This window comes from Gordonia sihwensis (assembly GCF_029632925.1).
Classification (GTDB): domain Bacteria; phylum Actinomycetota; class Actinomycetes; order Mycobacteriales; family Mycobacteriaceae; genus Gordonia; species Gordonia sihwensis.
Genome location: NZ_CP121248.1, coordinates 1,296,329 through 1,321,179, shown reverse-complemented (window position 1 = coordinate 1,321,179; position 24,851 = coordinate 1,296,329). Strand labels below are relative to the sequence as shown.

Here is a 24,851-nt window from a genome sequence, read left to right as displayed (position 1 = left end):
GAACCACGACTGGCCGCACGTCGGGCACTGCCAATCACGTGGTCGCAGAATCGCGAACCGCGGGCGCTTCGGGCACTGGCAGGTAGCCGTATTCGAGATGCTCATCAGTGGGCCTCTCGCTTCGGCAGATGCGCCCGGACGAAGGCGATTCGTGCGCACGAGAGCGCCACGAGCACGAGGATGTAGACCCACAACATGAACAGCGAATGTCCGTGAGCGAGAACCAAGAGTGAGTAGAACCCGGCAGTCGCAATCGCTGCGAGAGCGGTGTTCACCGTCAGCAGTACCTTCAGGCGGGCCTCGGCCCGTTCCTCGGTGGCGGTCATGATTCCTCCGAGAACTCGAGTGGCGGCACGGCCGACAGTTCAGCGCCCCGTTCGTCCTCCTCGTCAGCGGCCGGAGTGGTGACGGAGTTGTCGACGGTCTCCATCTCGTCGTGGTCGTCGAACAGACCTGGCTCGCCCTTCTTCTCGTCGACGATCGGGACCTTGCCCTTCTCGTAGATCGAGGAGTGCTCCATCACGCACACCAGGCGCGTCTCACCGTCAACGTGATCGAGTTCGTGCTTCTTGCAGAACGCCTCAACCCAGTAGATGCGCTTCTCGCCGATCCGCGGCGGGTTCTGCAACGCGTGCTCGCTCATGCCGCCGATGATCTTCACCTTCGCGGTCGACGGCTCCTCCTCGAAGATCGGCGCGTTGGCCTTCGGGATGTCGTCGGGCGGCTGGTGGTATTCGATCGGGACGTCGTTGCCGTCGTACTTCGTCATCGTGAGAGGCCTTTCAGATCTGGATCGTGTTGTCGTAGAGGCGGACTGCCGCGGTGTGTGCGAGGGCTCGTGTGACGGAGCAGCCCGTGCACTGGCATTCGAGGTCGCGGCGACGCTGGCTGCCGTATCGCTCCTCGACGAACGTCGGATGCCCCTCGGTCGCGGCCGTCAGCCTGTGCTTGATCAGGTCCAGCTCCGAGCGCAGCTCGCGCAGCTGCTCGCCGAGCTCGGCCTCGCGGCAGTCGCACGCGAGGTGGTGGTCGGTGCACTGCGCCCAGCGGTCGCCGTCGACGGTGTCGCGGGGTGGCGTGCGATCGACCGGGACCGCGTACTGGTTGCGGAAGTAGACGACCGGACCGACGAGTTCGCGGCCCGGACGCCACGGCGGGGTGCGGTAGCCCATCAGAGGCCCCGATCCTTGGGCTGCCGGGCGGCCATTACTGCTGCCCCTTCGCCGCGTCCTCGGCTTCCCATCGCTCGAACTGCTCGATGAGTGAGTGCGCCTCGGCCTTCGAGATGTCCTTGCTGGTGGTGATCTCCCGCTTCAGGTTCTCCGACAGCCACGTCAGGCCTGCGGCGCGGTCGCCGAGGTCGAACTTCGTCATCATCGCGTGCAGCTTCGCCAGCTGCGGCTTGGTGATCGCCTCCTCGCCCTGCGAGTTCTGCCCCACCTCGGTTACCGATTCCGTTGCCGAACTTGCGGCAGTCGTTGCGGGCTCCGGGTCGTCACCCGGGAGCGGCGGCTGGTCGCCGGGATCGTTGACCGGCGCAGCCGTCGCCTTCTTCGGCGCGGCGGCAGTCTTCTTCGCCGCGGCCTTGCGGGGGCTCGTCTTGCGCTGGATCGGAGCGGACTCGACGGCGCGCTGCACGCCATCCTCCGTCGAGGTCGGGTCGGCGACGATCTCGCCGTCGATGACGTCCTCGATGATCAGCGATCCGCCGAGGACGTCGGGGAACACGCGGCGGCACAGGCGCGAGCTCGCGCGAGCGACGAGCTTGTCTGCGGGATAGGCCTTGATGTCGATGCCCGCGGTCTTGGCGTTGTCCGCGGTGAACGTGACGCGCTGCCACTCCTCGGAGTCCTTGCGACGCCCCTCGATGACACAGCGGGTATCGGTCGATTCCTTGATCCGGATCTCGTGGCCGGCCTCGATGATCCGTCGCCGCATGAATTCGGCGGCGAAACCGACCTTGCCCTTGACGACGTGGATGTTCTGCAGCGCATCCAGTGGATCGATGCCTAACTCGGAGCCCTTCATCATCGCAGCGGCGACGGCTTCGGGCTTGCCCTGCAGGCCCGCCGGGACGAAGTCGGTTGCGGCGAGGTACTTGGCGGCTTCGCCGATCTGGATGTACAGCTCGGCCCACTCGCGCAGGCGTGCCATCTGATCCGGCTGCTGCGACGCGCGAACGACTGTCTGATTGGGCTGGAAGGGGCTCGGCGCGTTTCCGCCGTACTGGGCGATCTCATTGCTCACTGGTGGTCTCCTTCGGTGATACGGGTGGCGGTTACGTCGGCCGTCGAGGGCCACGGGTCGTCGCCGGTGACGATGTACTGAGCGACGGATACGAGGTCGATGGGGTCGACGGCTTCGCGGCGTGCGAATCCGGTGGCGGCGAGGACGCCGTTGGCGGCGCGTAGAGCGGCGACCCGGGCGCGCTGTTCGGGATCGAGGGCCTTCATGTCGTTGGACTGGGTATTGCTGGCAGTGGCGGGCTGATCTGCCATCACTTCGCCTCCTTCCACTCGATCGACGCGATCGTCGTCTCGCGGGGCGGGTCCATCGGGGCGCCGACGAGGTCGCGGGACTCGGCGTCGAAGCGGCGGATCTCTCGGGCGTAGCGGAAGTCGAGAAACTGCTGCCGCTCGGCCGTCACCGGGATCAGCTCGGCCGAGTCACTGGTGACGTGGATGGCGGCGCAATGCGAGACCTCGATCATCGGCCTCTCTTCGCCGCCGTCGCCCTCGGACAGGAACTCGGCATACCGGTAGGCGGCGAGCTGTAGGGCAGTCTCGCCGTAGATGCCCTTCTCGTTGGTCTTGATGTCGGCGAGGATCCGAACGTGTTCGCGGGTCCTCGGGTCGAGAATGTCGGCGATCATGTCCAGCGTTCCGGCGTAGCCGACCGTGTAGTTGACGACCGAGGCCTCGACGACGACGGGCTGGACGTCGAACTGGTCCAGGAATCGCGCGTAGGCCTCAACGTGACCCCTCAGCAGGTCAGGCACCCCCTCGACCTTCTCCCCCTGGATCAGACGATCGGCGTAGCCGTGGACCTCGGTGCCGCGCTTCTTGGCCTTGTCGGTGATGCCGTAGCGGCCGCCCTGCATCTTCTTGAGTCGCTCGGAGGCCTTCATGTCGCCTAGCTCGTCCCAGTGGTCGATCGCGTACTCGGCGGTGGCGTTGGCGGCCCAGTTGATCAGCGCCTTCTTCGGCAGACCGTCGCCGAGGATCGTCGTGACGCCCGGTATCCGGTCACCGTTTGCATCGACGTAGTAGTGCCCCTTGCCGGTGTTCCGTCGCTTCATCGGGGCCTGGAATCTGCTCACTGCTCGCTCTCTTCGGGTTCGTGGTGGGTGCGGATCGAGATGACGTTCACGTGTGGAATCAGGTAGGTGTCGTCGGCCGTCTCGACGCGCAGATAGATCGGGTCGTCGAGCAGGACCTCGCCCTCGATCTGTTTCGGCGCGGGGTCCTGCAGCCTGGGGGAGAAGTCGCGGTAGCGGACGGTCGTCACGTCGGCTACGCAGGTGGTGACCGAGTCGGAACTCTCGAGGAGATCCGATGGCGCGACGTCGAGGACATCAGCGAGTGCGACCAGGTCGTCGACGTCGATTCGGCGCCTACCGGTTGCCATCTGACTCAGCGAGGAATAGTGGATTGGGTGACCGGCCGCTTCCAACTTCAGAGCCAGTTGACGCAAGGTGACGCGCCTCTGCTTGCGCACCTCGGTCATAATTCTGGCCGTTCGAAACCCGTTTTCACCCACTCTGATCGGCTCTTTACTCATCGGCGTGCCCTCGCCTTCTTGCGGAAGTCGTCGGCGTTGGGACACGTCGCGAAATGAGCGCGGTAGGTCGGAATCCCCGCCTCGCGCATACCCGCCGCCTGACCTGGACGGACGACGATCGCGGTCGGACTGCTGACGCCTGCGAGGTAGAGGTTCCCGTCGCTGGTGGGCTTCTCGTCGATCGGAATCCGCCGATCGTCCGGTGTGATCGCGAAGAAGATCGGACGACGGCAGCCGCGGCACCGTGTGATCTGCTTCGGCGACGGTACGAAGACCCGGTGGAAGTCGCTCATCCGAATACCGCCTCAGCACGGCGGCCCACAGGCACACCCTCGACCGGGCGCCGGTTCGACATCGGGCAGCGTCGACCCGCGGTGTCGAGGTGTGTGTAGACGGTCTTGCGAACATAGATCAGCCGCCAGCAGACGGGGCAGGTGCGAACGACGGGCTCGTCCACGTTGCCGAGAGTCATGACCAGTCCTCGCGTGAGATCCGGTCGAGCGCCCGGTCCAGCATCTCGACCGGGTCATCGCTCTCCTCGAGGAAGATGCGGTCGCTACCCGGTTCGGCGCCGAGTTTGGTGACTCGGATGGCGCAGCTGTCGGCACCGGCGTCGTAGTAGGCGAGCTGAACGTCGACGCCGTCGTTGGAGACGTGCGCCCGCAGTGCGCGCAGCAGCCGGCCTTCGCGCTCGTCGCGGTTGCGATAGTCGGTCGACGTTGCGACGCGGATGTTGTCGGCGATTTCGCCGTAGCGGTCAGCGCTGCTCATGACAACTGCCCATCGAGCTTGAGCGAGATGTCCCGCAGCGCCTCGGCGAGCTCGTGCGGCTCCATGACCGACGGATCGCAGAGGACATGCGAGTTGACCGACCCCGGGGCGCCGTCGGGATCGGGGCCGACGGTGATGATGGCTCCGGCGTACGGCGCGTCGGCGGCCATCTTCCGCAGCTCCGACGGCAGCATCGCCTTCAGTTCCTGAACGAGGCGCTCCTTGACGGCGTCCGATTCCATCGATCGCGTCTCGCGGCGGATCCGGCGCGAGTACGCGAGCAGCCCGAACGAGCAGAGATTGATCACGGTCGCGAGCCCCAGTAGCGCCCAATCCATCAGAACACCTCCTTGGACTCGCGGAGGTCGCCGTCGTGAACGAGCATCGGATGCCAGTCGGCCGGCCCGTCATCGCGCCGGTCGTCGGCGATCGCGCGCAGCAGCCACATCGTCAGCGCGTACGCAATACCGGCCAGGACTGATGCGGCGGCCAGGAGGAGGAAGAAGGTCAGATCATCGCTCATTGCGGGTGAAGTCCTCTCGGGAGGTAGTGGATGGGATGGAGGAAGGCCCTGGCCCCGCTTCCCCGGCGGGGCCAGGGGGCTCAGGGGCGTGGTGGCGGCGGGGTGAGTGCGATACAGATGCCGATGACGGCAGTCAGCGCCAGGAACGCGACGGCGAGGAGGCTGAAGGTCATCGCCGACCTCCGGACTGGGAGGCGGCACCGACGGCGGGTGATTGCCGTCGGCGCCGCGCCTTACGCTGCAAGCAGACCGCCGCGGCAAGGATCGCGACGGCGAGCAAGCGGGCTGCAACCCGCGCAACGCAAGGAGAATTGAGATGGATGAACTTCAGATGCCGGAACTCGTCGAAATCAGGGCGCTCGCCGTTCCTGACCGCTTCGAGTTTGTAGTCGGTAGAAGTCGCCACCTGCTCGTGAGCATCACCGTTCTGCCCGCAGAGGTCACCCTGCATGCCATCGAAGCCGTTGGCCGCTCCTTTGATTCCCCTGAGTTCGTTCAGTTCCGAGTTCGCGACGAACGCGGGGTGGAGTATCCGCTCAGGTCCGGCGGCGGCGCGAGCGGCGTCAGCGGCAGCCCCTGCCATTTGCTGCAGCACTTCGCTCGTCCTGATCAGCACGACCCACAGCAGCTCACGCTGACGTGGGAGAGCCAGGGTGGACCCAGGGGCCCCGAAACCGGCGACATCGGCACGTTCGTCATCGAATCGCGGCGGATGTAGCCAAACGGTGCGGCCGTCGTCGAGTGTCATCTGCACTCGGCGACAGTCGGCCGCAAGTCGGACGCGCTGCGCGCCAAGAAGTACCGTCGCCGTTCGGGCGGTCTCTACAGGAACGCCTCGCGAGGTACGGCGCACGCGCCCCTGCGGACTCATGCCTCACCGCCGGACCGGATCTCCGCGAGTTTGGACCGATCAAACCGTCGGTGCCCTGTCGGCGTCCTGAACGCAGTGAGCTTCCCTGCGCCCTCCCAGCGGCGAATAGTGTCCGAGGAGACGCCGAGAAATGCGGCTGCCTGACCTACACTCAGCCAGTCTGTTTCTTCTTCAGCATGCTCACTTTGCATACGGCAGAGTTAAGCATGCTTGTTTCTAGAGCGTCAAGGCCCCTTCGGGCAATCCATCGTCATACTTCGGTGCTTGCGCAAGTTTGCGCATGTATGCCATAGTTTGGGCATGACTGTTGACGCGGGCGATGCATACGTCTACCCGGAGTGGACGTTCGGAGACAAGGTGCGCAAGGCACGGTCGATCTCAGGCCTGGACCAGCGTGCGTTCGCGGAAGCGATCGGAGTTAAGTCAGGGTCAATCGCAGCATGGGAAACTGACCGTGCGAAGCCCCGCGACATTGTCGCGATCGCCCGCCGAATCGAGATGCTGACGCGCATCCCTGCGGGATGGGTGCTTGGAGTACAAGAAACCCCCGCCGGACCGAATGGTCCAGACGGGGGCTCCGTGGTGCGCCATCAGGGACTCGAACCCCGAACCCGCTGATTAAGAGTCAGCTGCTCTGCCAATTGAGCTAATGGCGCTTGGCCTTGCTGCATCGCCGTGGCGGTCTGCGCCGCTGCGGCCTTGCGGAGAAAACATTAACACCATGGTTGCCGAGATTAAAAATCGGCTGGTCAGATGCAGTTTCGCGTCATCTTCCGCGGTTGCAGCACGCGCGGCTCAGCGGAGGATCTTGCGCACCACCACGACCGCGACGAGCGCTCCGACGGCGATGAGTCCGTACTTGACCGGCGGACGGCTCACGATGGCGACGGCCTTGGTCTTGGCTTCGTCGGCCAGCCGCTGCGGATTAGCTCGCTCCACGAGCTGGTCGAGCGTGCCGGCGAGTTCCTCGCGGGCCTTCGTGATCTCCTGCTCGATGCGTGCGGTTTCGTCGGCCACTGCGATCCTCCGTGATCTGTCGGGACGTATAGACGGCTGTACGCTGCGCGAGTACACAACGGTTCTGAGCCTACAGAGTCAGACGTCGATCCGAATCCGATAGCCTGGCCGTATGTCTGCCAATGGACGACTTTCGGTCGGAGACAAGGCCCCTGCGTTCACTCTTCCCGACTCGACGGGCAAGCCGGTCTCGCTCTCGGACTACGCCGGCCGCAAGGTGATCGTGTACTTCTACCCGGCCGCGATGACGCCCGGATGCACCAAACAGGCCTGCGACTTCCGCGACAACCTGGCCGAACTGAACGACGAGGGCATCGACGTCATCGGTGTCTCGCCCGACAAGCCGGAGAAGCTGGCCGAGTTCGTCGAGCGGGATCAGCTCACGTTCCCGCTGCTGTCGGACCCGGAGAAGGAGGTCCTCGCCGCGTGGGGCGCCTTCGGTGAGAAGAAGCTGTACGGGAAGATCGTCAACGGTGTCATCCGCTCCACCTTCCTGGTGAACGAGGACGGAACCATCGGTGCCGCGCAGTACAACGTGCGCGCGACCGGCCATGTCGCGAAGCTGCGCCGCGACCTGTCGATCTGATCGACCCCGGCATCACTTCATGTCCGAGCATTCGACGTCCGACATCAGTTCCCCGGAACCGCTCGTCCCCCGCAAGCGGCCCACCCAGGAACGGAGCAGGCGCACTTTCGAGTCGATCCTCACCGCGGCCCGCGAGGTGCTCATCGACGTCGGCTTCGAATCGCTGACATGCGAGCAGATCGCCGCACGCGCCGAACTGCCGATCGGCACCATCTACCAGTATTTCGCGAACAAGTACGTGGTGGTCTGCGAACTGGACCGCAACGATTCGAGTGCGGTGCGCGACGAACTCACCTCGTTCGCCTCGGAGATCCCGTCACTCAAGTGGCCGGAGCTGCTGGAGAAGTTCCTCGACCACCTCGCCGAACTGTGGCGCACCGATCCCTCGCGCCGCGCGGTGTGGCTGGCCGTGCAGTCGACCCCCGCGACGCGCGCGACGGCCTCGATCAACGAAGGGATCCTCGCCGACCAGGTCGCGCGGATCCTGGCGCCGTTGACGCCGGATCAGCGCGACCGTCGGGCGATGATGGCCCAGGTGCTGGTCCACACCGCGTACTCGCTGCTGAGCTTCTCGGTCCAGGACGGTCACGATCATGAGATGACCGTGTACGAACTCAAGCGGATGCTCGGCGGCTATCTCATGCTCGAAGAGGTCTCCGGCCGGAGCTAGCTCTCGCCCCGATCCTCGAGGATCGCCACGGCGGCGGCCATGTCGCCGTCGTGGGTGAGCGATACGTGGATCGACAGTCCCGCGAGTGCCTGGGCGATGTCGCCGTGCAGCCGGATCCGCGGGCGTCCGTGAGCGTCCGACTGCACCTCGACGTCGTTGACCGCGGACTCCGGAAGGAGCGGCGCCAAGCCGAACCGGCTCGACGACCACGCCTTCACGACCGCCTCCCTCGCAGCCCAGCGGGCCGCGAGGTGACGCGCCTCGTCGCCGGTGCGCTCGGCCGCATCCCGCCGCTCCCCCACGCTGAAGTGAGCGCCGAACGAGGAGCCCGGAGTGCGGAGTTGCTCGGCGAACTCCGGCACCGACACCATGTCGATGCCGACCCCGACGATGCTCACCGGGCGAGACCGTCCACGGCGTAAGCGCCCTCGTCACCGAGGCGGACCTCCGGATCGAGCAGGAGCCCGGCTTCGGTCTCGTGCTCGTCACCGTCGCCGAGGCGGCGGTCGGCGGGACGCTGGTACATCGCATCGCCGCCGCACATCGCCTGCAGCAGACGCTGACGGCCGTCGCGCAGACGCCGGGCGCTCTGCTCGCGGTACGTCGCCCGCTCGGACTCGTCGAGAGTGGCGACGAACGCCTCCGGATGCACCACCGCGATGAGGCCCGAGACGTGACCGAAGCCCAGCGAGGTCAGCAGTCCGGCCTTGAGCGGGAAGCGTCCGCCCATGCGGAGGGTCTCGCGCGGCCACACCAGGTGCGGGTACTCGCGCATCTTCTCGTCGACGCAGTCCAGGCTGCGGTTCGGGGGGATGACGCCGTCGCGGAGCACCTGGCACAGGCCGATCAGCTGGAAGGCGGCCGCACCGCCCTTCGCGTGACCGGTCAGCGACTTCTGCGAGACGACGAACAGCGGCGCACCGGAGTTGCGGCCGATCGCCTCGGCCAGACGCTCATGGAGTTCGGACTCGTTCGGATCGTTGGCACGGGTGGAGGTGTCGTGCTTGGACACCACGGCCACGTCGTCCGGGCTCACCCCCAGGGCTGACAGCGCGGACGCCAACGGCGAGGCCTTCTCGCCGCGGGCCGCGCCCAGCGCCCCCAGTCCCGGCGCCGGGATGGACGTGTGGACGCCGTCGCCGAAGCTCTGCGCCCAGGCCACCACGCCGAGGACCGGCAGTCCCAGCTGAGCTGCCACATCGCCGCGCGCCAGCAGCACCGTGCCGCCGCCGGCCGACTCGACGAAGCCGCCGCGCCTGCGGTCATTGGCTCGGGAGAACCGTCGGTCGTCGATGCCCTTGGCGGTCATCTTGGCCGAGTCGGCGGTCGCCGACATGTCACCGAATCCGACGATGCCCTCGATGCCGAGGTCGTCGAATCCGCCGGCGACCGAGAAGAGTGCCTTCCCGAGGCGGATCTTGTCGACACCCTCCTCCACCGAGACGGCGGCGGTGGCGCACGCGGCGACCGGGTGGATCATCGCGCCGTAGCTGCCGATGTACGACTGCACGACGTGCGCGGCGACCACGTTGGGCAACGCCTCCTGCAGGATGTCGTTGGCCTTCGACTCCCCGAGCAGGGTGTCGACGTACAGCGACCGCATCGACGTCATGCCGCCCATGCCCGTGCCCTGAGTGTTGGCGACCAGACCCGGGTGCACCCAGCGCATCAGTTCCGACGGCGAGAAGCCGGCGGTGACGAAGGCGTCGACGGTCGCGACCAGGTTCCACAGGGCGACGCGGTCGACCGACTCGGCCATGTCCGGAGAGACGCCCCAGCGGACCGGATCGAAACCGGTCGGGATCTGGCCGCCGACGGTGCGCGACAGGCTCGCACGGCGCGGGACGCGGATCTCGGTGCCCGCCAGGCGGGTGACCGTCCAGTCGCCGGTCTCGGCGTTGGGTGCGATCCGGGTGCGTTCGGGGTCGGCCGAGACGAACTCGCGGGCCGCGGCCTCGTTCGGGACGGTGAAGGTCAGATCCTGGTCGAGGAACACCGACTCCAGCAGCGGCGAGGTGTTGTCGACCATCGCCCCCTCGTCGGCGTAGCGGCGGATGCCGCACCGTTCGACGACGGCGTCGTGATAGCGCTCGGCGATCTCCGACTCGGCGACCGGCTCACCGGACTCGACGTCGTACCAGCCGGCCTTCGGGGTCTCCTCCCACGTCACCAGACCCGTGGTCCACGCGAGTTCGAGGACGCCTGCGGCCGAGAGCTTCTCGTCCACCTCCATCTCGAATCGGGTGCGTGCCGAGCCGTAGGGGCCGACCTCGCCTGCGCCGACGATGACCACCAGATCCTCGGGGCGCGAATCGAGTTCGGGCCACGCGTGCTCGATCGGGACGTCGGCGCGGGCCGGCGCGGGAAGCGCCGCCACCGTGACGCCCGCGGTGCTCGCAGCGCCGTTCTCCTCAGGGCCGTCCTCGGTCTGTGCCTCGGCGGCAGCAGCCGCCAGGGCCCGCAGATCGATCTTCTCCGGGTCGAGCCCGGCCGTCAGATCGGCGATCAGCGGCTCGGCGACCGCGCTCTCACGCGCCTGCTCCGAGCACAGTTCGACGAGGGCCGCGGCCATCTCGGGCGTGCTCCAGGTCTTGACGCCCGCGGCTTCGACGGCCTCGACGAGTCCGTCGTTGTGGCCCATCAGTCCGGTGCCGCGCACCCAGCCGATGAGGGCGTGCGCGAGGGTGGTCCGCTTGTTCCAGGACTCCTCGGCGCCCCACCGGGTGACGAGCGCGTCGAGCGCGGCCTTGGCCTCGCCGTAGGCGCCGTCCCCGCCGAACATGCCGCGGTTCGGCGATCCCGGCAGCACCACGTGCAGGCGGGCGTCGATGTCGTGGTCGGCTCCGATGGCCGACAGACCGGCGATCAGCCGTTCCACCGACCACAGCAGCACCTTCATCTCCAGTTCGGCGCGCGAACCGGCGTCGGTGAGATCGCCCGCCACCCGCGGCGCGGCGAACGGGAACAGCAGCGTCGGGCGCATCACCGGCTTGACGACGGCAGTGCTGGCACCGAGGTTCTCGGTCTGTTCGGAGCCGAGCCACTCGATCAGTCCGTCCACATCGCCGTACGACGCGAGGTTGGCCGGCACCACCCACAGCGCGGCGTCGTGCCGTGCGTGGGTGCGGTAGAGCTCCTTGTAGAAGTCCATCCGGTCGCTGTTGAGGCGCGAGGTGGTCGCGACCACCGTCGCGCCGCCGGCGAGCAGCTCGCCGACCACGGCCGCGGCGATCGATCCCTTCGACGCACCGGTGACGACGGCGATGTCGTCGGCGAACCGGCCGGGCTCGGGCAGCTGGGCCGCGTGGGCGATGGCACCGTACACATCGGCGTGCTCGCTGTATCCGAGGGCCAGGGCCTTGCCCTGCCACCAGGTGGCGTGCTCGGCGACCTGGTCGCCCGCACCGGTCATCGCCTCGGCCAGCTCGTGATGACGTCCGTGGACGTCCTCCTCGGAGTCCAGCCACAGGCGGGCGAGATCCTCGCGGGCGGTGGCCCAGCGGTCGTCGAGCAGCACCGCGCGCTCGGCGTCGAACGCCGGGGCGACGGTCCGCTGCCAGTCGGAGCCGAGCTCGCTGCTGACCAGGTCGGCCAGCTCAGCGGTGGGGTCGGTCTCGGCCTGCGAGGCGTCGACCACATCGGTCAGCCCCAGCTGATCGAGGATCGTGTGCGCAGTGCGTGCCAGGACGCCGCTCGGGCCGGTGATCTGCTCGGTGAATTCGCCGAGCGCCGCCGCGTCGACCGTCCCGCCGGACGCCGATGCCGCGGCGGGCAGTTCCACGGCGATGCCGCGGGCCTGGCCGACGCTGCGGACCGCGCGGTCGATCAGCGCGTCGAAGTCGGCGGCCGAGCCGACCGCGCCGTCGAGCAGATCGCCCAAGTCGCCGCCCCGGACGCTGACGCCCTCGCGGGAGCCGAGGGCCACGGCCACCAGCGTGTGCCGACCCCAGCCCTCCCCCAGCTGCCAGGCGTTGGTCACGCGATCGGTGATGTACGAGGCGCGCTTGCCGATGGGACCGGCGATCTTGCGGATCTGGTCGCCGACGGCGTCGGTGAGCACGTCGCCGAGCGGCTTGTAACCGCGGGCCAGGGTGCTGACCGTGGACGCGAGCGCCCCCATGTCGGCCTCGGCCGCACCGTCGATGGCTCCGAGTCCGAGCTCGGTGCCGATGTCGAGCAGCAGCTGGTTGCGCCGGGACGACACGCCGTCGCACAGCGATTCGATGGTGTCGGCCGGGCCGATCTGCGCCGGCGTCATCTTGGTCCACAGGGCGATCACCGCGCGCACCGCGTCGGCCGGGCCGAACGCGATGTCGTCCGGTCGGGGCCCGGCGGCAGCCGCCGGAGCCGGAGCGGGAGCCGACGGTGCCGGAGCCGCGGCGGCAGCAGTCTCCGCCGGCGCCTCCTGCACCACGTCGTCCTCGACCGGCTCGGGTGCGGAGTCCTCCGCGCGCAGCACCGCTGCGTCGGACTCGGCGTTGAGCACCTCGGCGGCGGCCGCCGCGTAGTCGGGCAGCTTCAGGGTGTTGCGGGCCAGGCCGGAGAGCGTCGGGGCGTTCTTGACGCCCACTTCGACGAACCGGTCGATGCCCAGGCCGCCGTCGGCAGCCGGTGTGAACAGCAGATCCTGCGTCTCGATCCAGCGGACCGGGCTGGCGAACTGCCAGGCCAACAGCTCGATCAGGATGACGCGCGTCAGCTCGGAGGGCCGTGCGGCCCACGAGTCCCACTCGGCGAGCACCGCGTCGAGCGGATCGGACGGCACCAGTCCGGCGATCTCGGTGACGAACTCGCGGCTCAGGTTGAACAGCCGAGGCACCAGGTTCGGAATGTAGCGGCCGACGAGGATGTCGGGATCGATGTCGGCGGGCAGGAGTTCCTCGAGCTTGCCGCGGAACTCGGGCACACCGGCACGGAGCACCGTCGAGTGGAACGGCACGTCGATGCCGGGCACCAGGATGAAGGCGCGCTTGCCTCCGAACTCCTCGACGCGGCGGACGATCTCCGCCTCCAGCCGCTCCAGTCCGCGGACGGTACCGGCGATCGCGTACTGCGAACCGAGCAGGTTGAGGTTCACCACCTCGAGGTACTCGTCCACCTCGCGGCCGACGGACGCGACGAACTCCTCAACGTCGGCGTCCTTGAGACCGAACTGGCTGGGCCGGATGGCGGCCATGCGGTAGTCGGAACGGCCCTGCTCGTCGCGCGGAACCAGGTGGTGCATCGCGGAACCGCGCTGGAACACCACCTCGAGCACCGCCTCGAGCGGAAGCACGCCGGCGCAGGCGGCGAGCGCGTTGTACTCGCCCACCGAGTGACCGCAGGTGATGGATCCCTCGACGAAGGCCCCGGCTTCACGGAGCTCGGCGATCTGCGCGACACCGAGCGTCGCCATCGCGACCTGGGTGAACTGCGTCAGGAAGAGCACGCCGTCGGGGTGGTGGTACGTGGTGCCCTTCGCCACCAGAGTGGTCGGGTTGTCGCGCACCACTGCGAGGATCGAGAAGCCGAGCGCCTCGCGGGTGTGCTTGTCCGCGCGGTCCCAGACCTCGCGGGCGGCCGCCGAGCGCGAGCGTGCCTCCAGGCCCATGCCCTTGTGCTGAATGCCCTGGCCCGGGAAGGCGTACACCGTGCGCGGGGCGTCCAGCAGCGCGGTCGCCGCCATCACCAGTTCGCCGTCGACCTTGGCGGTCAGTTCGACGGTCTCCCGACCGGCATCCATGCCGACGCGGTCGATGCGAATGTCGACGGTGTCGCCGAGCCGGACCATGCCGAGGTAGCGGGCGGTCCAGCCACGGATGGCGCGCGGAGCGGGAACCGGGTTCTCCCGGTCGCCCGCCGCCAGCACCTGCTGGGCCGCGGCCGAGAGCCACATACCGTGGACGATCGGATCGCCCAAGCCGGCCAGCCGGGCCGCCAGCGCGTCGGTGTGGATGGGGTTGCGGTCGCCGGAGACCACGGCGAATCCGTTCATGCGGGCCGGTGCGGTCAGCGAGGCCGAGCGGAGGAATTTCCGCGTTCCCGGCTGCTCACCGGCGGCAGCGCCGCCCGCGCGGACCGGGTCGGGCAGCGCGGCCGAACCGATCCGGCCGCGGATGGCGAAGCGCTCACGCAGCACCGCGATCGGAGAGTCGTCGGCGGCGGCGACCTCGACATGCACCTCGACCACTCGGCCGACGCCGGTGTCGGAGACGCCGATGAGGCGGGCGGTCACCGTCAGTTCGGTGTCGACCGCGGGGATCTCACCGGTGAGTTCGACCGCGTGGTCGAGGTGGACCAAGTCCAGCAGACCCTCGACCACGGGATGGCCCGCGTCGGTCCGGGCGGCGCCGATGACGCTGAAGACGCTGGGCCAGCAGGCGACGACGAGGGTGTCGGGCACGGCGAAACCGTTCGGGGCCACCGGCGTGGTCGGGGTCAGCGGGCCGGGCAGGCTCGACGCGGTCGCTCCGCTGTGGTCGGCGACCGAGTCGGCCTTCCAGGCGACCGTCGACGTGACGACGCCGTCGACCGAGTCGAGCAGCGAGCCGCCGGCCGCGACGGTCAGGAGTTCGGTCATCGCGTCCGCCGCGCCGGCCGTGGTGATCCGAGGGCTGCCGCCGTCGGTCGCCCGGAGGTCGCCGGTGAACGGGATGCGCAGAATCGAGCCCGACACCGGGACCACCAGGTCGAGCCGGATCTCGTCGTCGGCCGTCTCGGCATCGGGGACGAAGGCGACCATCGCGCCGCTGGGGTGTTCGGCGTACTCGCCGTCGTAGAGCTTCCAGGCGTCGCGGTCGCCGAGCAGAGCGATCGGGTTGCGGACCTGTCGGCCGGCCCACAGCACGTCCTCCGCTTCGATGAGAACGCTGAGCGGTCCCGACTCCGGGACGATGTCGCGGTGACGGCGGGCCGCGACCACCCGTGCCTGCTCACCGGCGGCCCGCAGGTCGGCGGTGACCTGCGCCTCGAAGCGGTTCAGCAGTTCGCCGACCGGCTCGTCGACGCGGGTGATGCCCGCGACGGCGACGGTGCCCGGGATGATGCAGACCTGGTCGGCCGAGTAGCGGGCGTCGTGCGCCTGCCACAGCGAGTCGCTGCGGTACCAGCGACGGACGTCCTTGTCGATCACCGGAACGAAGTTCACGGGCTTGCCGGGCGTACGGCACAGCTCGAGGAAGAACGCGACGTCGGCCGGGTGGAGGATGTCGGACTCGATGGCCGGGTACAGCTCGGCCAGCTCGGCGATCGCCTCGTGCGGGTTCGGGACATCGCCGGCGAAGGCGGAGACGAACTCACCCGAATCGAGCTCGTTCATGCGCGCCTCGGTGCGCCGCAGCATGTCGGAGAAACGCTGCTCCCAGGTGATGTCGGCCCACTCGAGGGGTGCCTGCGCGCTGCCCACGGCGAGTTCGGCGTAGCGGTCGAGCCACTCGTGGTACGTCATCGTCGCGACGTCGCCGAAGTACGGCTTCGCGGTCGCGGCGAGGGCCTCGATGATCTCGTCGCGGCGTTCCGCGACGGCGTCGGCGTCGCCGGCCACCTCGTCGAGCAGGCGGCCGGTGCGCGAGGCGGAGTTGTCGATCTCGTGGATGTCGGCGCCCAGCTGGCTGCGGCCCGAGGCCATGCCCGCCTCCGCGTGACCGGCACCGATCCAGGTGTCGCAGCCCTGGGTCTCGACGAGGAGCTGCTTCACCTCGGGTGCGGTGGTGGCCTCGAGGGTCGCCATCGCCGCGGTGCCGACCAGGATGCCGTCGAGCGGCATCGCCGGGTAGCCGTGCGCTGTGGCCCACGCGCCGGTCAGGTACTCGCTGGCACGCTCGGGTGTGCCGATGCCACCGCCGACGCAGAGCACGATGTTGGGACGGTCGCGCAGTTCGGCGTAGGTCGCCAGCAGCAGGTCGTCGAGGTCCTCCCAGGAGTGGTGACCGCCGGCGCGTCCGCCTTCCACCTGGACGATCACCGGGAAGTGCGGCACCTGCAAGGCGATGCGGACCACCTGACGGATCTGGTCGACGGTGCCGGGCTTGAACGCGACGTAGTGCAGGCCGGCCTCGGTGAACTCGTGGACCAGGTCGACGGCCTCATCCAGTTCGGGGATGCCCGCGGTGACGATCACGCCGTCGAACGGCGCTCCCTTGGCACGTGCCTTCTGGACCAGCTTGTTGCCGCCCAGCTGCAGCTTCCACAGGTACGGATCGAGGAACAACGAGTTGAACTGGACCTGGCGGCCGGGTTCGAGCAATTCCTGCAGCCGCGCGAGGTTGCCCTCGAAGATCTCCTCGGTCACCTGACCGCCGCCCGCGAGCTCGGCCCAGTGGCCGGCGTTGGCGGCCGCGGCCACGATGGCGGGGTCGACGGTGGTCGGGGTCATGCCCGCGAGCAGCATCGGCGAGCGGCCGGTGAGACGGGTGAACGCGGTGTCGACCACGGTGCGACCGTCGGGCAGGTTCACCAGGCGCGGCGCGAACACCGACCACGGCCGCGAGACCTCCGGAGCCGAGCCGGGGACGAAGAGGTTGCGCTGACCGCCGCGGGTGGCCGCGGCGATCACGCCGACGCCCTGCCCGCGCAGGTTCGGCGCCGACAGCCGCGACGCGAGATCGGCGGGTCCGAAGTCGATCACCCAGCGAGCGCCGGAGTCGACGGTGTCGCCCACCAGCTCCACCCAGTTCACCGGGTCGACGAGCACGGCCGCGGCGTGCCTGCGGACCAGCTCGGTGTCCAGACCGCAACGCTGAGCCCAGTCGACGGCCAGTTCCACCGCCGGTGCGAGATCAGGGTGATGGAAGGGGACGGTGACGTTGAGGTCCTCGATGACCGGCGAGAAGGGCGTGCCGCCGGTGACCTTGCGCTTGCGTTCGTCGGCCTCGGCGGCCGCGCGGAGCTCGGCGAGCGCACTGAACGCCGCGAGATGGCGCGGCGAGCCCGTCAGCACCACGGTGCGCCGGGAGTTCACGATCGCGACGGTCGGCAGCCCCGTGGCGTCGGCGGGCTGTCCCGCGACGTACTCGGCGAGCAGTTCGTCGATCTGCGCGGGGCTCACGCCGGCGACGGAGATCATGGGGGCGGCCTCGTGGGTGCCGAGCAGACCCGTCCGGCGGGACACGACTGTGGCCGCCGCGCCGATCAGCTGAGCGATCGCCAGCAGGTCCGACTCCGCGACTGCCGGCAGCTGGCCGTCGGCGGCCACGGCCTCGGTGGCGAGGATCCCCTGCGAGTGGCCGATGACGGCGCTCGGCGGAAGAACCGTGGTGTCCAGCCCCTGCTTGCCGAGGTTCGACACGGCCGCGAGCTGGGTGAGCAGGATCCCGGGCAGCGAGACGAGCGCGTCGGCCAGTTCGGTCTCACTGGGAACCGGCAGTTCCTCGTCGTGCGCGCGGATCCAGGAGAGGGGCTCGAAGCGGTCGGCGCCGGCGGCGGCGAGCTCGTCGGCGACCGGCTCGAGGACCTCGCGCGCGTCGTCGGCGATTCCGGCGATCGTCTCGCCGAGATCGGCGTCGTTCACCAGTTCGGTGAGCGTCGGCAGCCACGCGCCGCCCTGTCCTCCGAAGCAGATCGCATAGCTCTCGCCTGCGGCGAGACGGTCGAGCAGACTTCCGGAATCGATTCTGTCGGTGTGCTGGCCGGTGCGGTGCTGGTCGAGGGTCACAAGCTCTCCTGTCGATGCGTCACGTCGGACATGGCCCGTCGCTGGAACGTGGCCAATCGTCGCACAGAAACATGAGGCATCCCTCATGTTTGTTGGCGACCGACAGGTATACCCGCTGGTAGACCGGCGGGTAACCGCCTCGGCCAGCGTCGAAGGAATTTTCGTGACCGTTATCACATTCGGGTCCGGGCTCCGCGTGTCATCCCGATGATCGACTCATTCTTCGCGCAGGTCACTCATCGCTGTAAGTTCCGTTGCAGGGAAATTCGCGACAGCCGTCCAGATCCGCTGGAGGGGCCTGCTGCGGGGAGAAAATCAGGAGGATCCCACTTCATGAAACGTTCGAAGCGATTCGCGCTTGCCTCGGCGGCAGCCGTCGTCACCGCCGCCGTCGCGCTGACGGGATGCTCCAGCAGCGACAGCGGCGACACCGACTCGACGACCACGTCCGACTCGGCCGCCACCACCTCACTCGATGCGGCCGCCGACACCGCCGCCGCCCTGACCGGTGCGAAGGTCGACATCGAGGTGGAGGGCTCGCTGCAGGGCCTCAACGCCTCCGAGGTCGAGGCGTCCATCGGAACCAAGCCGAAGATGGTCGGCGAAGGCACCGCGACACTCGACATGGGCGGCAAGTCCGTCGAGGCGCCGTTCGTATACGTCGACGACCACATGTACGCCGACGTCGACGACAAGGGGTACATCGACTACGGCAGCGGCCGGTCGATCTACGACGTCTCCAAGATCCTCGACGTCAACGAGGGCGTGCCGCACGTCCTGCGCAGCATTCAGGGAGCGAAGGAGGAGGGCAGCGAGACCGTCGACGGTGTCGAGGCCACCAAGATCACCGGAACCCTCCCGGCCAAGGATCTCGCGGGCCTGACGGGAACCTCACCTCAGGCCAAGGGCCTCGACGGCGACATCCCGGTGACAGTCTGGGTCACCAAGGACGGCAAGAACAACGTCGTGCGCGTCGCCTCCGAACCCGCCAAGGGTGCCTCGATGACCGTCACCCTGAGCGACTGGGGCAAGACCGTCACCGTCACGAAGCCGGCCGACGTCAAGTCGCCGAGTGCCAAGCCGTCTCACGCACCGAAGTCCGGTGAACCGACCCGCAGCCCGGTCGGCTGATCGCCGCCGATCCAGAGAAGAGAAGACCATGAAGACTCGTCCGATCAGCCTGCGCAAGCGCCTGGCCACCGCGGCACTCGTGACCGCCGGTGTCGGTGCGGCGCTCACCGTTCCCGCCGCGATCACGCCGGCCCCGGCCCACGCGGCCAACTACTACGGCGCCATCGCGCTCTCACCCAGCACGGGAGCCACCGGTCGCGCCATCGACTATCCCGACTGGTCGAGCGCGTCCAACGCGGCCCTGTCGTGGTGCGGCTACAGCGACTGCCAGGTGGTGGTGCAGATGCGCAATGCCTGCGGCGCGATCTCCAGAAGCAGTTCGTACTGGGGTTACGCCTGGGGCGCTGACCTCTACACCGCGGAGTCGAATGCCCTGTACTACTCGGGCGGCGGATACATCCACGACTGGGCCTGCACCTCGGGACACCAGTAGCCGAAGCAAGCGCGAGCGCCGGGACACCCTCATCGGAGGTCCCGGCGCTCGTGTCGTTGCGGGCGGTTACGCTCGGGTGCCATGACCGACTGCGTCTTCTGCGGCATCGTCTCCGGCGTCTCCCCCGCCCACGTCGTGTACTCCGACGACGACGTGATCGCCTTCCTCGACCTCTCACCGATCACGCGGGGACACACCCTGGTGGTCCCGCGAAAGCACTCGTCCGGTCTCGCCGATCTCGATCCGGAGATCGGCGGAAAGATGTTCGGCGCGGGTCAGCGGATCGCCGGTGCGATGCGGTCGAGCGCGATCGGCGCCGACGGAGTGAATCTCGCGATGAACGACGGCCGTGCCGCATCCCAGACCGTCTTCCACTCGCACCTGCACGTGGTGCCCAGGCATACGGGCGACAAGCTGACCTTCGCTAAGGGGTTCCTGACGCGTCGTGCCGGCGACTTGGAGTCGACCGCCGCAGTGTTGCGATCGGCGCTGGAGTCGCAGTCGTGACCTGGACTGTCACTCCCGAATCGCTGGCGCAGGCAGCCGCACTGATCGCCGCCGCGGACCATGTCTGCGTCTTCTCCGGCGCGGGGATGTCGGCCGAGAGCGGGATTCCGACCTTCCGCGACGCCCTGACCGGACTGTGGGAGAACTACGATCCCGCCGATCTCGCCACGCCCGAGGCGTGGCGGCGCGACTCCGACCTCGTGTGGGGCTGGTATCGGGACCGCGCGGCGCGTCTTCGCGAGGTGGAGCCGAACGCCGGGCACCACGCGGTGGCCGAGCTCGGCCGGAAGAAGGAGTCCGCGGGCGGTCGTGTCAGCGTCATCACGCAGAATGTCGACGATCTCCACGAGCGAGCTGGGTCGACGGTCGACGCTCATCTGCACGGCAGTCTCAAGGCTCCGCGCTGCGAGGCCTGCCCGCATCGCGCGGATCCGGACGTCGCACTCGAGTCGGTGCGCCCCCGATGCCCCGAGTGCGGCGCGAGTCTGCGCCCCGGCGTCGTGTGGTTCGGCGAATCGCTTCCGAACCTCGACTGGCTGACAGCGTCGCAGACGGTCGTGGCCTGCGATCTGCTGATCATCGTCGGTACCAGCGGTGTGGTCCACCCCGCCGCGGGACTGCCGATGCTCGCCGCGGAGGCGGGCACGCCGATCATCGAGGTGAATCCCGAACCGTCCGCGCTCACCCCTCTGGCGACCCTGTACCTTCCGACGACCGCCGCCGCGACGCTGCCGCTGATCCTCTGACGGCGTCGGGTGTCGCCTCGTTGAGCGATTCCCCGACCCCGCTGGTTGAGCGAGCGGAGCAACACCCCGCTGATTGAGCGTCCCCAGCGACATCCCGCTGGTTGAGCGAGCGGAGCGAGTCGAAACCAACCCGCCAACCCGAGAACCTCAGCCGACGATCATCAGCAGCGGCGCGACCAGACCCATTCCCGCGAACCAGCCGGGCTGCTTCTGCTCGAGCGTCTGAGGGGGAAGGCTACTCGCAAAGCCCCATGGGACAGAGCAGCCGCACAAGATTGACCGCTCACGGCCCACAGCTGCGAGAACAGGCATCCTGGGCCGTGAGCGGTCAATCTCATGCGGCAGTGCGCGCTGAGCCTAGCGACTGTCGCGACCGCGGCCGGCCACGCGGGCCGGTCGCTTGCCGAACTTGTCGCCGCCCTTGCGGTAACCGCCCTTGCGGCCGCGGTCTTCGTATCCGCGCGCCGATCCGCGAGCGCCTCCCCGACCGCGCGGCGGACCCATGTCCGGGCGCAGGTCGATCGGATGCTTGCCGATCTTGGTGTGCTTGAGCATCCCGAGCGTCTCGGCGTCGAGATCGTTGGGGAGTTCCACGAGGCTGAAGTCGTCGCGGATGCTGATGTTGCCGAAGTCACCGCGAGTGAGGCCGCCCTCGTTGGCGATCGCGCCGACGATCGCGCCCGGCGACACCTTGTGCTTGCGGCCGACGGCGATGCGGTACGTGGCGAAATGACCGCCGCCGCGCGGTGCACGGTCACGCCGGTCCCCGCGATCGCCCCGCTCGCCCTTGGGCGGATCGGGAGCCATCAGGAAGCCGCCGTCTCGGGTCTCCAGGGCCAGCGCCGCGGCGATGTCGGCCATCGCGACATCGTTCTCGCGGGCGTAGTTCTCCACCAGCCCGCGGAACAGATCCAGATTGTCGGAGGCGAGGTTCTCGGTGATCGAATCGGCGAACTTGGCGACGCGCTGGGCGTTCACATCGTCGACGCTCGGCAGATCGATCTCTTCGAGATCCTGCCGCGTGTGGCGCTCGATCGACCGCAGCAGATGACGTTCGCGAGGCGAGACGAACAGCAGCGCGGTGCCCGACCGCCCGGCCCGGCCGGTACGCCCGATGCGGTGCACGTACGACTCGACGTCGTGCGGGATGTCGTAGTTCACCACATGCGAGATGCGGTCGACGTCCAGTCCTCGAGCGGCCACGTCGGTGGCCACGAGGATGTCGAGCGAACCGTCCTTGAGCTGATTGATGGTGCGCTCACGCTGGGCCTGGACCATGTCGCCGTTGATCGCCATCGCGCTCAGGCCGCGAGCTCGCAGCTTCTCGGCGAGCTCCTCGGTGGCCGACTTGGTCCGGACGAAGACGATCATGCCGTCGAACGGCTCCACTTCGAGCACCCGCGTGAGGGCGTCGAGCTTGCGCTGGTGCGACACCTGCAGGTACTTCTGCGTGATGTTCTGCGCGGTCGCCGTCTTGTTCTTGACGGTGACTTCCTGCGGGTTGTTCAGGTACTTGCGCGCCAGGCGGCCGATGGCGGCCGGCATGGTCGCGGAGAACAGCGCGACCTGCTTCTGATCCGGGGTGTCGGCGAGGATTCGCTCGACGTCCTCGGCGAAGCCCATCGTCAGCATCTCGTCGGCCTCGTCGAGCACGAGGAACTCGAGCTGCGACAGGTCGAGGGTGCCCTTGTCGAGATGATCGATCACGCGGCCCGGCGTGCCGACGATCACCTGGGCTCCGCGGCGCAGGCCGGACAGCTGGATCCCGTAGCTCTGGCCGCCATAGATCGGCAGCACCTTGACCTCGGGAAGGTACGTCGAATAGCTGCCGAAGGCCTCGGCCACCTGCAGCGCCAGTTCGCGCGTGGGCGCGAGCACGAGGGCCTGCGGCTTGCGGGCCGAGGTGTCGAGTCGGGTGAGGATCGGCAGTGCGAAGGCAGCGGTCTTGCCGGTGCCGGTCTGCGCCAGTCCGACGACGTCGCGTCCCTCCATCAACGGAGGGATGGTCGCCGCCTGGATCGGCGACGGCGTCTCGTAGCCGACGTCGTCGAGCGCCTTGAGCACGCCGGGGTCGATGCCGAGGTCACCGAAGCCGGTGGACTTCTCGGCCGCGGGCGCGGTAGAGCTGGTGTTCTCGGATTCGCTCATCGGCGAACATTCGTAGTCATCGGGTGTAGATAATACCCCGCCGACACCCTGTGACGCCCCTCACTGAGATGTGCGGTACGGTTCCATCACTTGGATCGCGTTAGACAGATCAAGCAATTCGTATCACAAGGGGACGTCACCATGCAGGAGTTCACTGCTCCATCCATCACGACCGTTGATGAGAACGCCACCACGATCACTGCTCTGCAGCGCTACCGGAAGGACCGCCCGACTCTGCCGCTGTTCCGCAGGCGCGCGGACTCCGGGCAGTGGATCACCGTCACCGCCGGCGCTTTCGCCGACGACGTCGACGCCGTCGCGAAGGGCCTGATCGCCGCCGGCGTGAGCCGTGGCGACCGCGTCGCGCTGCTGTCGTCCACTCGGTTCGAGTGGAGCCTGATCGACTACGCGATCTGGCGCGCGGGTGCCACCACCGTCGCGATCTACGAGACCTCGTCCCCCGACCAGGTGGAGTGGATCCTCACCGATTCGGGCGCATCGATACTGATCGTGGAGACCGCGGCCAACCGGTCGACCCACCAGGAGGTGATCGCGAAGGCGCCCGAGCTTCGCGAGACCTTCGTCATCGACGACGGCGCGATCAACGCGCTCCGCAAGCGCGGCGCCGACCTCCCCGACTCGGTGCTCGACGAGCGGGAATCGCAGGCCCGGGCCTCCGACGCCGCCACGTTGATCTACACCTCCGGAACCACGGGCCGGCCGAAGGGCGTCGTCTTGACGCACGAGAACTTCCTCGCCGAGTGCGCGGCGACCGCCGAGGCCGTCGGCACCGGCCTCGAGGAGGGGAAGTCGACGCTGCTGTTCCTGCCTCTCGCACACGTCTTCGCACGGGTCGTCGCCGTGGGCTGCGTGGAGAACGCCGTGGTACTGGGCCACACCAACGACATTCCGAACCTGATCGCCGACCTGGCCGTATTCAAGCCGAACTACGTGCTGTCGGTCCCGCGCGTCTTCGAGAAGGTGTACAACACCGCCGAGCAGAAGGCGATCGACGGAGGCAAGGGCAAGATCTTCGCGAAGGCCGTCGACACGGCGATCGAGTACAGCCGGGCGGTCGAATCCGGCGACGCGGGCGTCCTGCTCAAGGTGAAGCACGCGGTCTTCGACAAGCTGGTGTACGGAAAGCTGCGCGCCGCGCTCGGCGGCAACTGCGAGGGCGCCATCTCCGGCGGCGCCCCGCTCGGTGAGCGGCTGGGCCATTTCTTCCGCGGCGCCGGGGTGCCCGTGTACGAGGGCTACGGCCTCTCCGAGACCACCGCCGCGGTCACCGCCAACAACGAGGAGCACAGCCGCATCGGTTCGGTGGGGCGTCCGGTGCCCGGCGTCACGGTGAAGATCGCCGACGACGGCGAGATCCTGCTCAAGGGGCCGATGGTCTTCTCCGGCTACTGGCGCAACGAGCAGGCGACGGCCGACGCGATCCGCGACGGTTGGTTCCACACCGGCGACATCGGCCGCCTCGAGGACGGCTACCTGTTCATCACCGGGCGCAAGAAGGAACTGATCGTCACGGCAGGCGGCAAGAACGTCTCGCCCGCCCAGCTGGAGGACACCATCCGGGCGCACCCGCTGGTGAGCCAGTGCCTCGTCGTGGGCGATCAGAAGCCGTTCATCGCCGCACTCGTGACCCTCGATCCCGAAGCGGTCCCCGGATGGCTCGAGCGCAAGGGGCTGCCCGCGTCGACGCCGTTGTCGGAGCTGATCCGGAATCCGGAGCTGCGCGCCGAGATCGACGCGGCGATCGCCGGCGCGAACAAGACCGTGTCCAAGGCCGAGGCCATCAAGAAGTACGAGATCCTCGAGACCGACTTCACGATCGAGACCGGTGAGCTCACGCCCACGCTCAAGCTGAAGCGGAACGTGATCCACCAGTCGTACCAGGAGGCGATCGCCGACCTGTACAGCTGAGCGGCACGTCTCGACGTCGACTCCCGCGGCGGCGCACCGGCATCGATTCCGGTGCGCCGCCGTTCATCGCGGGGACCTGCGCGGACTGCGCGCTTCGCCCGGTCTTAC

General features: G+C 68.3%; 24 protein-coding genes and 1 tRNA gene. 8 read left to right on the top strand and 17 right to left on the bottom strand.

The annotated features are described in order from the left end of the window. Window positions 1-104 precede the first annotated feature (104 nt). The 11 genes from P5P27_RS06245 to P5P27_RS06195 form a co-directional block, all read right to left on the bottom strand. Window positions 105-326 (bottom strand): hypothetical protein, encoded by a 222-nt coding sequence (locus P5P27_RS06245; protein ID WP_062367931.1) that lies wholly within the window; start codon window positions 324-326, stop codon window positions 105-107. After that, window positions 323-769 carry a hypothetical protein gene (locus tag P5P27_RS06240; RefSeq protein ID WP_062367932.1) on the bottom strand — a complete coding sequence of 149 codons (447 nt, stop codon included), beginning with the start codon at window positions 767-769 and terminating at the stop codon, window positions 323-325. The genes P5P27_RS06245 and P5P27_RS06240 overlap by 4 nt, the downstream gene beginning before the upstream one ends. A gap of 13 nt (window positions 770-782) precedes the next feature. Then, window positions 783-1,172, bottom strand: a complete 390-nt coding sequence (locus tag P5P27_RS06235) for a hypothetical protein (protein ID WP_278126910.1) — start codon at window positions 1,170-1,172, stop codon at window positions 783-785. A 34-nt stretch (window positions 1,173-1,206) separates the two neighbouring features. Then, the gene (locus P5P27_RS06230; RefSeq protein ID WP_278126908.1) at window positions 1,207-2,247 is read right to left on the bottom strand and encodes a hypothetical protein; all 1,041 of its coding nucleotides are present in this window, start codon (window positions 2,245-2,247) and stop codon (window positions 1,207-1,209) included. Then, the gene (locus tag P5P27_RS06225; protein WP_278126906.1) at window positions 2,244-2,498 is read right to left on the bottom strand and encodes a hypothetical protein; all 255 of its coding nucleotides are present in this window, start codon (window positions 2,496-2,498) and stop codon (window positions 2,244-2,246) included. Before P5P27_RS06225 ends, P5P27_RS06230 begins: the two co-directional genes overlap by 4 nt. Beyond that, entirely contained in the window at window positions 2,498-3,319 is an 822-nt protein-coding gene (locus tag P5P27_RS06220) for a hypothetical protein (RefSeq protein WP_278126905.1), read from the bottom strand. Before P5P27_RS06220 ends, P5P27_RS06225 begins: the two co-directional genes overlap by 1 nt. Beyond that, window positions 3,316-3,726, bottom strand: a complete 411-nt coding sequence (locus tag P5P27_RS06215; RefSeq protein ID WP_062367936.1) for a helix-turn-helix domain-containing protein — start codon at window positions 3,724-3,726, stop codon at window positions 3,316-3,318. The genes P5P27_RS06220 and P5P27_RS06215 overlap by 4 nt, the downstream gene beginning before the upstream one ends. Before the next feature lie 50 nt (window positions 3,727-3,776). Then, window positions 3,777-4,073: a hypothetical protein gene (locus P5P27_RS06210; protein ID WP_062367937.1), complete on the bottom strand. Its 297-nt coding sequence runs from the start codon at window positions 4,071-4,073 to the stop codon at window positions 3,777-3,779. Between the two features lie 175 nt (window positions 4,074-4,248). Then, a complete protein-coding gene (locus tag P5P27_RS06205; RefSeq protein WP_278126902.1) occupies window positions 4,249-4,551 on the bottom strand; it encodes a hypothetical protein in 303 nt (100 codons plus the stop codon). Further along, on the bottom strand, window positions 4,548-4,889 hold the full coding sequence (locus P5P27_RS06200; protein ID WP_278126900.1) for a hypothetical protein: 342 nt from the start codon (window positions 4,887-4,889) through the stop codon (window positions 4,548-4,550). The genes P5P27_RS06205 and P5P27_RS06200 overlap by 4 nt, the downstream gene beginning before the upstream one ends. Beyond that, complete coding sequence (locus P5P27_RS06195; protein WP_278126898.1) at window positions 4,889-5,074, bottom strand: hypothetical protein; 186 nt, start codon at window positions 5,072-5,074, stop codon at window positions 4,889-4,891. Before P5P27_RS06195 ends, P5P27_RS06200 begins: the two co-directional genes overlap by 1 nt. Window positions 5,075-5,390: 316 nt before the next feature. Here P5P27_RS06195 and P5P27_RS06190 point away from each other — a divergent pair, with 316 nt between their 5' ends. Continuing rightward, complete coding sequence (locus P5P27_RS06190) at window positions 5,391-5,792, top strand: hypothetical protein (protein WP_278126897.1); 402 nt, start codon at window positions 5,391-5,393, stop codon at window positions 5,790-5,792. 149 nt (window positions 5,793-5,941) lie between these two features. Here the strand turns inward: P5P27_RS06190 and P5P27_RS20765 are convergent, their stop codons facing one another. The 3 genes from P5P27_RS20765 to P5P27_RS06180 all read right to left on the bottom strand — a co-directional run bounded on the left by P5P27_RS20765 (window position 5,942) and on the right by P5P27_RS06180 (window position 6,962). Further along, window positions 5,942-6,136 carry a MerR family DNA-binding transcriptional regulator gene (locus P5P27_RS20765; RefSeq protein ID WP_082781347.1) on the bottom strand — a complete coding sequence of 65 codons (195 nt, stop codon included), beginning with the start codon at window positions 6,134-6,136 and terminating at the stop codon, window positions 5,942-5,944. Window positions 6,137-6,525: 389 nt separating this feature from the next. After that, window positions 6,526-6,601, bottom strand: a tRNA-Lys gene (locus P5P27_RS06185). Between the two features lie 139 nt (window positions 6,602-6,740). After that, window positions 6,741-6,962 carry a DUF3618 domain-containing protein gene (locus P5P27_RS06180; RefSeq protein WP_278126895.1) on the bottom strand — a complete coding sequence of 74 codons (222 nt, stop codon included), beginning with the start codon at window positions 6,960-6,962 and terminating at the stop codon, window positions 6,741-6,743. A 112-nt stretch (window positions 6,963-7,074) separates the two neighbouring features. Here P5P27_RS06180 and bcp point away from each other — a divergent pair, with 112 nt between their 5' ends. Beyond that, the gene (gene bcp / locus P5P27_RS06175; RefSeq protein WP_045538928.1) at window positions 7,075-7,548 is read left to right on the top strand and encodes a thioredoxin-dependent thiol peroxidase; all 474 of its coding nucleotides are present in this window, start codon (window positions 7,075-7,077) and stop codon (window positions 7,546-7,548) included. 19 nt (window positions 7,549-7,567) lie between these two features. Continuing rightward, window positions 7,568-8,218, top strand: coding sequence for a TetR/AcrR family transcriptional regulator (locus P5P27_RS06170; RefSeq protein WP_006896540.1), 651 nt, complete (start codon window positions 7,568-7,570; stop codon window positions 8,216-8,218). Here the strand turns inward: P5P27_RS06170 and acpS are convergent. Then, window positions 8,215-8,616 carry a holo-ACP synthase AcpS gene (gene acpS / locus P5P27_RS06165; RefSeq protein WP_062367943.1) on the bottom strand — a complete coding sequence of 134 codons (402 nt, stop codon included), beginning with the start codon at window positions 8,614-8,616 and terminating at the stop codon, window positions 8,215-8,217. The genes P5P27_RS06170 and acpS overlap by 4 nt on opposite strands. Further along, window positions 8,613-17,849 (bottom strand): type I polyketide synthase, encoded by a 9,237-nt coding sequence (locus P5P27_RS06160; protein ID WP_278126892.1) that lies wholly within the window; start codon window positions 17,847-17,849, stop codon window positions 8,613-8,615. The genes acpS and P5P27_RS06160 overlap by 4 nt, the downstream gene beginning before the upstream one ends. Before the next feature lie 333 nt (window positions 17,850-18,182). On the opposite strand from P5P27_RS06160, the gene P5P27_RS06155 reads away from it, so the two are divergent. The 4 genes from P5P27_RS06155 (at window position 18,183) to P5P27_RS06140 (ending at window position 20,666) form a co-directional block, all read left to right on the top strand. Beyond that, a complete protein-coding gene (locus P5P27_RS06155; RefSeq protein WP_045536681.1) occupies window positions 18,183-18,980 on the top strand; it encodes an SCO4651 family lipoprotein in 798 nt (265 codons plus the stop codon). Between the two features lie 28 nt (window positions 18,981-19,008). Then, window positions 19,009-19,413 (top strand): DUF4189 domain-containing protein, encoded by a 405-nt coding sequence (locus tag P5P27_RS06150; protein ID WP_278126889.1) that lies wholly within the window; start codon window positions 19,009-19,011, stop codon window positions 19,411-19,413. A gap of 81 nt (window positions 19,414-19,494) precedes the next feature. After that, complete coding sequence (locus P5P27_RS06145; RefSeq protein ID WP_222111403.1) at window positions 19,495-19,920, top strand: HIT family protein; 426 nt, start codon at window positions 19,495-19,497, stop codon at window positions 19,918-19,920. Continuing rightward, complete coding sequence (locus P5P27_RS06140; RefSeq protein ID WP_278126887.1) at window positions 19,917-20,666, top strand: SIR2 family NAD-dependent protein deacylase; 750 nt, start codon at window positions 19,917-19,919, stop codon at window positions 20,664-20,666. Before P5P27_RS06145 ends, P5P27_RS06140 begins: the two co-directional genes overlap by 4 nt. 357 nt (window positions 20,667-21,023) lie before the next feature. Here the strand turns inward: P5P27_RS06140 and P5P27_RS06135 are convergent, their stop codons facing one another. Continuing rightward, entirely contained in the window at window positions 21,024-22,814 is a 1,791-nt protein-coding gene (locus tag P5P27_RS06135) for a DEAD/DEAH box helicase (RefSeq protein WP_278126885.1), read from the bottom strand. Between the two features lie 141 nt (window positions 22,815-22,955). Between P5P27_RS06135 and P5P27_RS06130 the strand changes: the two genes are divergently transcribed. Next, window positions 22,956-24,743: an AMP-dependent synthetase/ligase gene (locus P5P27_RS06130; protein WP_006898243.1), complete on the top strand. Its 1,788-nt coding sequence runs from the start codon at window positions 22,956-22,958 to the stop codon at window positions 24,741-24,743. The last annotated feature ends 108 nt before the right edge of the window (window positions 24,744-24,851 follow it).

Coding starts and splice junctions, on each gene's coding strand:
- P5P27_RS06245 (WP_062367931.1), bottom strand. CDS start 326: ATGACCGCCACCGAGGAACGGGCCGAGGCCCGCCTGAAGGTACTGCTG.
- P5P27_RS06240 (WP_062367932.1), bottom strand. CDS start 769: ATGACGAAGTACGACGGCAACGACGTCCCGATCGAATACCACCAGCCG.
- P5P27_RS06235 (WP_278126910.1), bottom strand. CDS start 1,172: ATGGGCTACCGCACCCCGCCGTGGCGTCCGGGCCGCGAACTCGTCGGT.
- P5P27_RS06225 (WP_278126906.1), bottom strand. CDS start 2,498: ATGGCAGATCAGCCCGCCACTGCCAGCAATACCCAGTCCAACGACATG.
- P5P27_RS06215 (WP_062367936.1), bottom strand. CDS start 3,726: ATGACCGAGGTGCGCAAGCAGAGGCGCGTCACCTTGCGTCAACTGGCT.
- P5P27_RS06210 (WP_062367937.1), bottom strand. CDS start 4,073: ATGAGCGACTTCCACCGGGTCTTCGTACCGTCGCCGAAGCAGATCACA.
- P5P27_RS06205 (WP_278126902.1), bottom strand. CDS start 4,551: ATGAGCAGCGCTGACCGCTACGGCGAAATCGCCGACAACATCCGCGTC.
- P5P27_RS06200 (WP_278126900.1), bottom strand. CDS start 4,889: ATGGATTGGGCGCTACTGGGGCTCGCGACCGTGATCAATCTCTGCTCG.
- P5P27_RS06195 (WP_278126898.1), bottom strand. CDS start 5,074: ATGAGCGATGATCTGACCTTCTTCCTCCTCCTGGCCGCCGCATCAGTC.
- P5P27_RS06190 (WP_278126897.1), top strand. CDS start 5,391: ATGGATGAACTTCAGATGCCGGAACTCGTCGAAATCAGGGCGCTCGCC.
- P5P27_RS20765 (WP_082781347.1), bottom strand. CDS start 6,136: ATGCAAAGTGAGCATGCTGAAGAAGAAACAGACTGGCTGAGTGTAGGT.
- bcp (WP_045538928.1), top strand. CDS start 7,075: ATGTCTGCCAATGGACGACTTTCGGTCGGAGACAAGGCCCCTGCGTTC.
- P5P27_RS06170 (WP_006896540.1), top strand. CDS start 7,568: ATGTCCGAGCATTCGACGTCCGACATCAGTTCCCCGGAACCGCTCGTC.
- P5P27_RS06155 (WP_045536681.1), top strand. CDS start 18,183: ATGAAACGTTCGAAGCGATTCGCGCTTGCCTCGGCGGCAGCCGTCGTC.
- P5P27_RS06150 (WP_278126889.1), top strand. CDS start 19,009: ATGAAGACTCGTCCGATCAGCCTGCGCAAGCGCCTGGCCACCGCGGCA.
- P5P27_RS06145 (WP_222111403.1), top strand. CDS start 19,495: ATGACCGACTGCGTCTTCTGCGGCATCGTCTCCGGCGTCTCCCCCGCC.
- P5P27_RS06135 (WP_278126885.1), bottom strand. CDS start 22,814: ATGAGCGAATCCGAGAACACCAGCTCTACCGCGCCCGCGGCCGAGAAG.
- P5P27_RS06130 (WP_006898243.1), top strand. CDS start 22,956: ATGCAGGAGTTCACTGCTCCATCCATCACGACCGTTGATGAGAACGCC.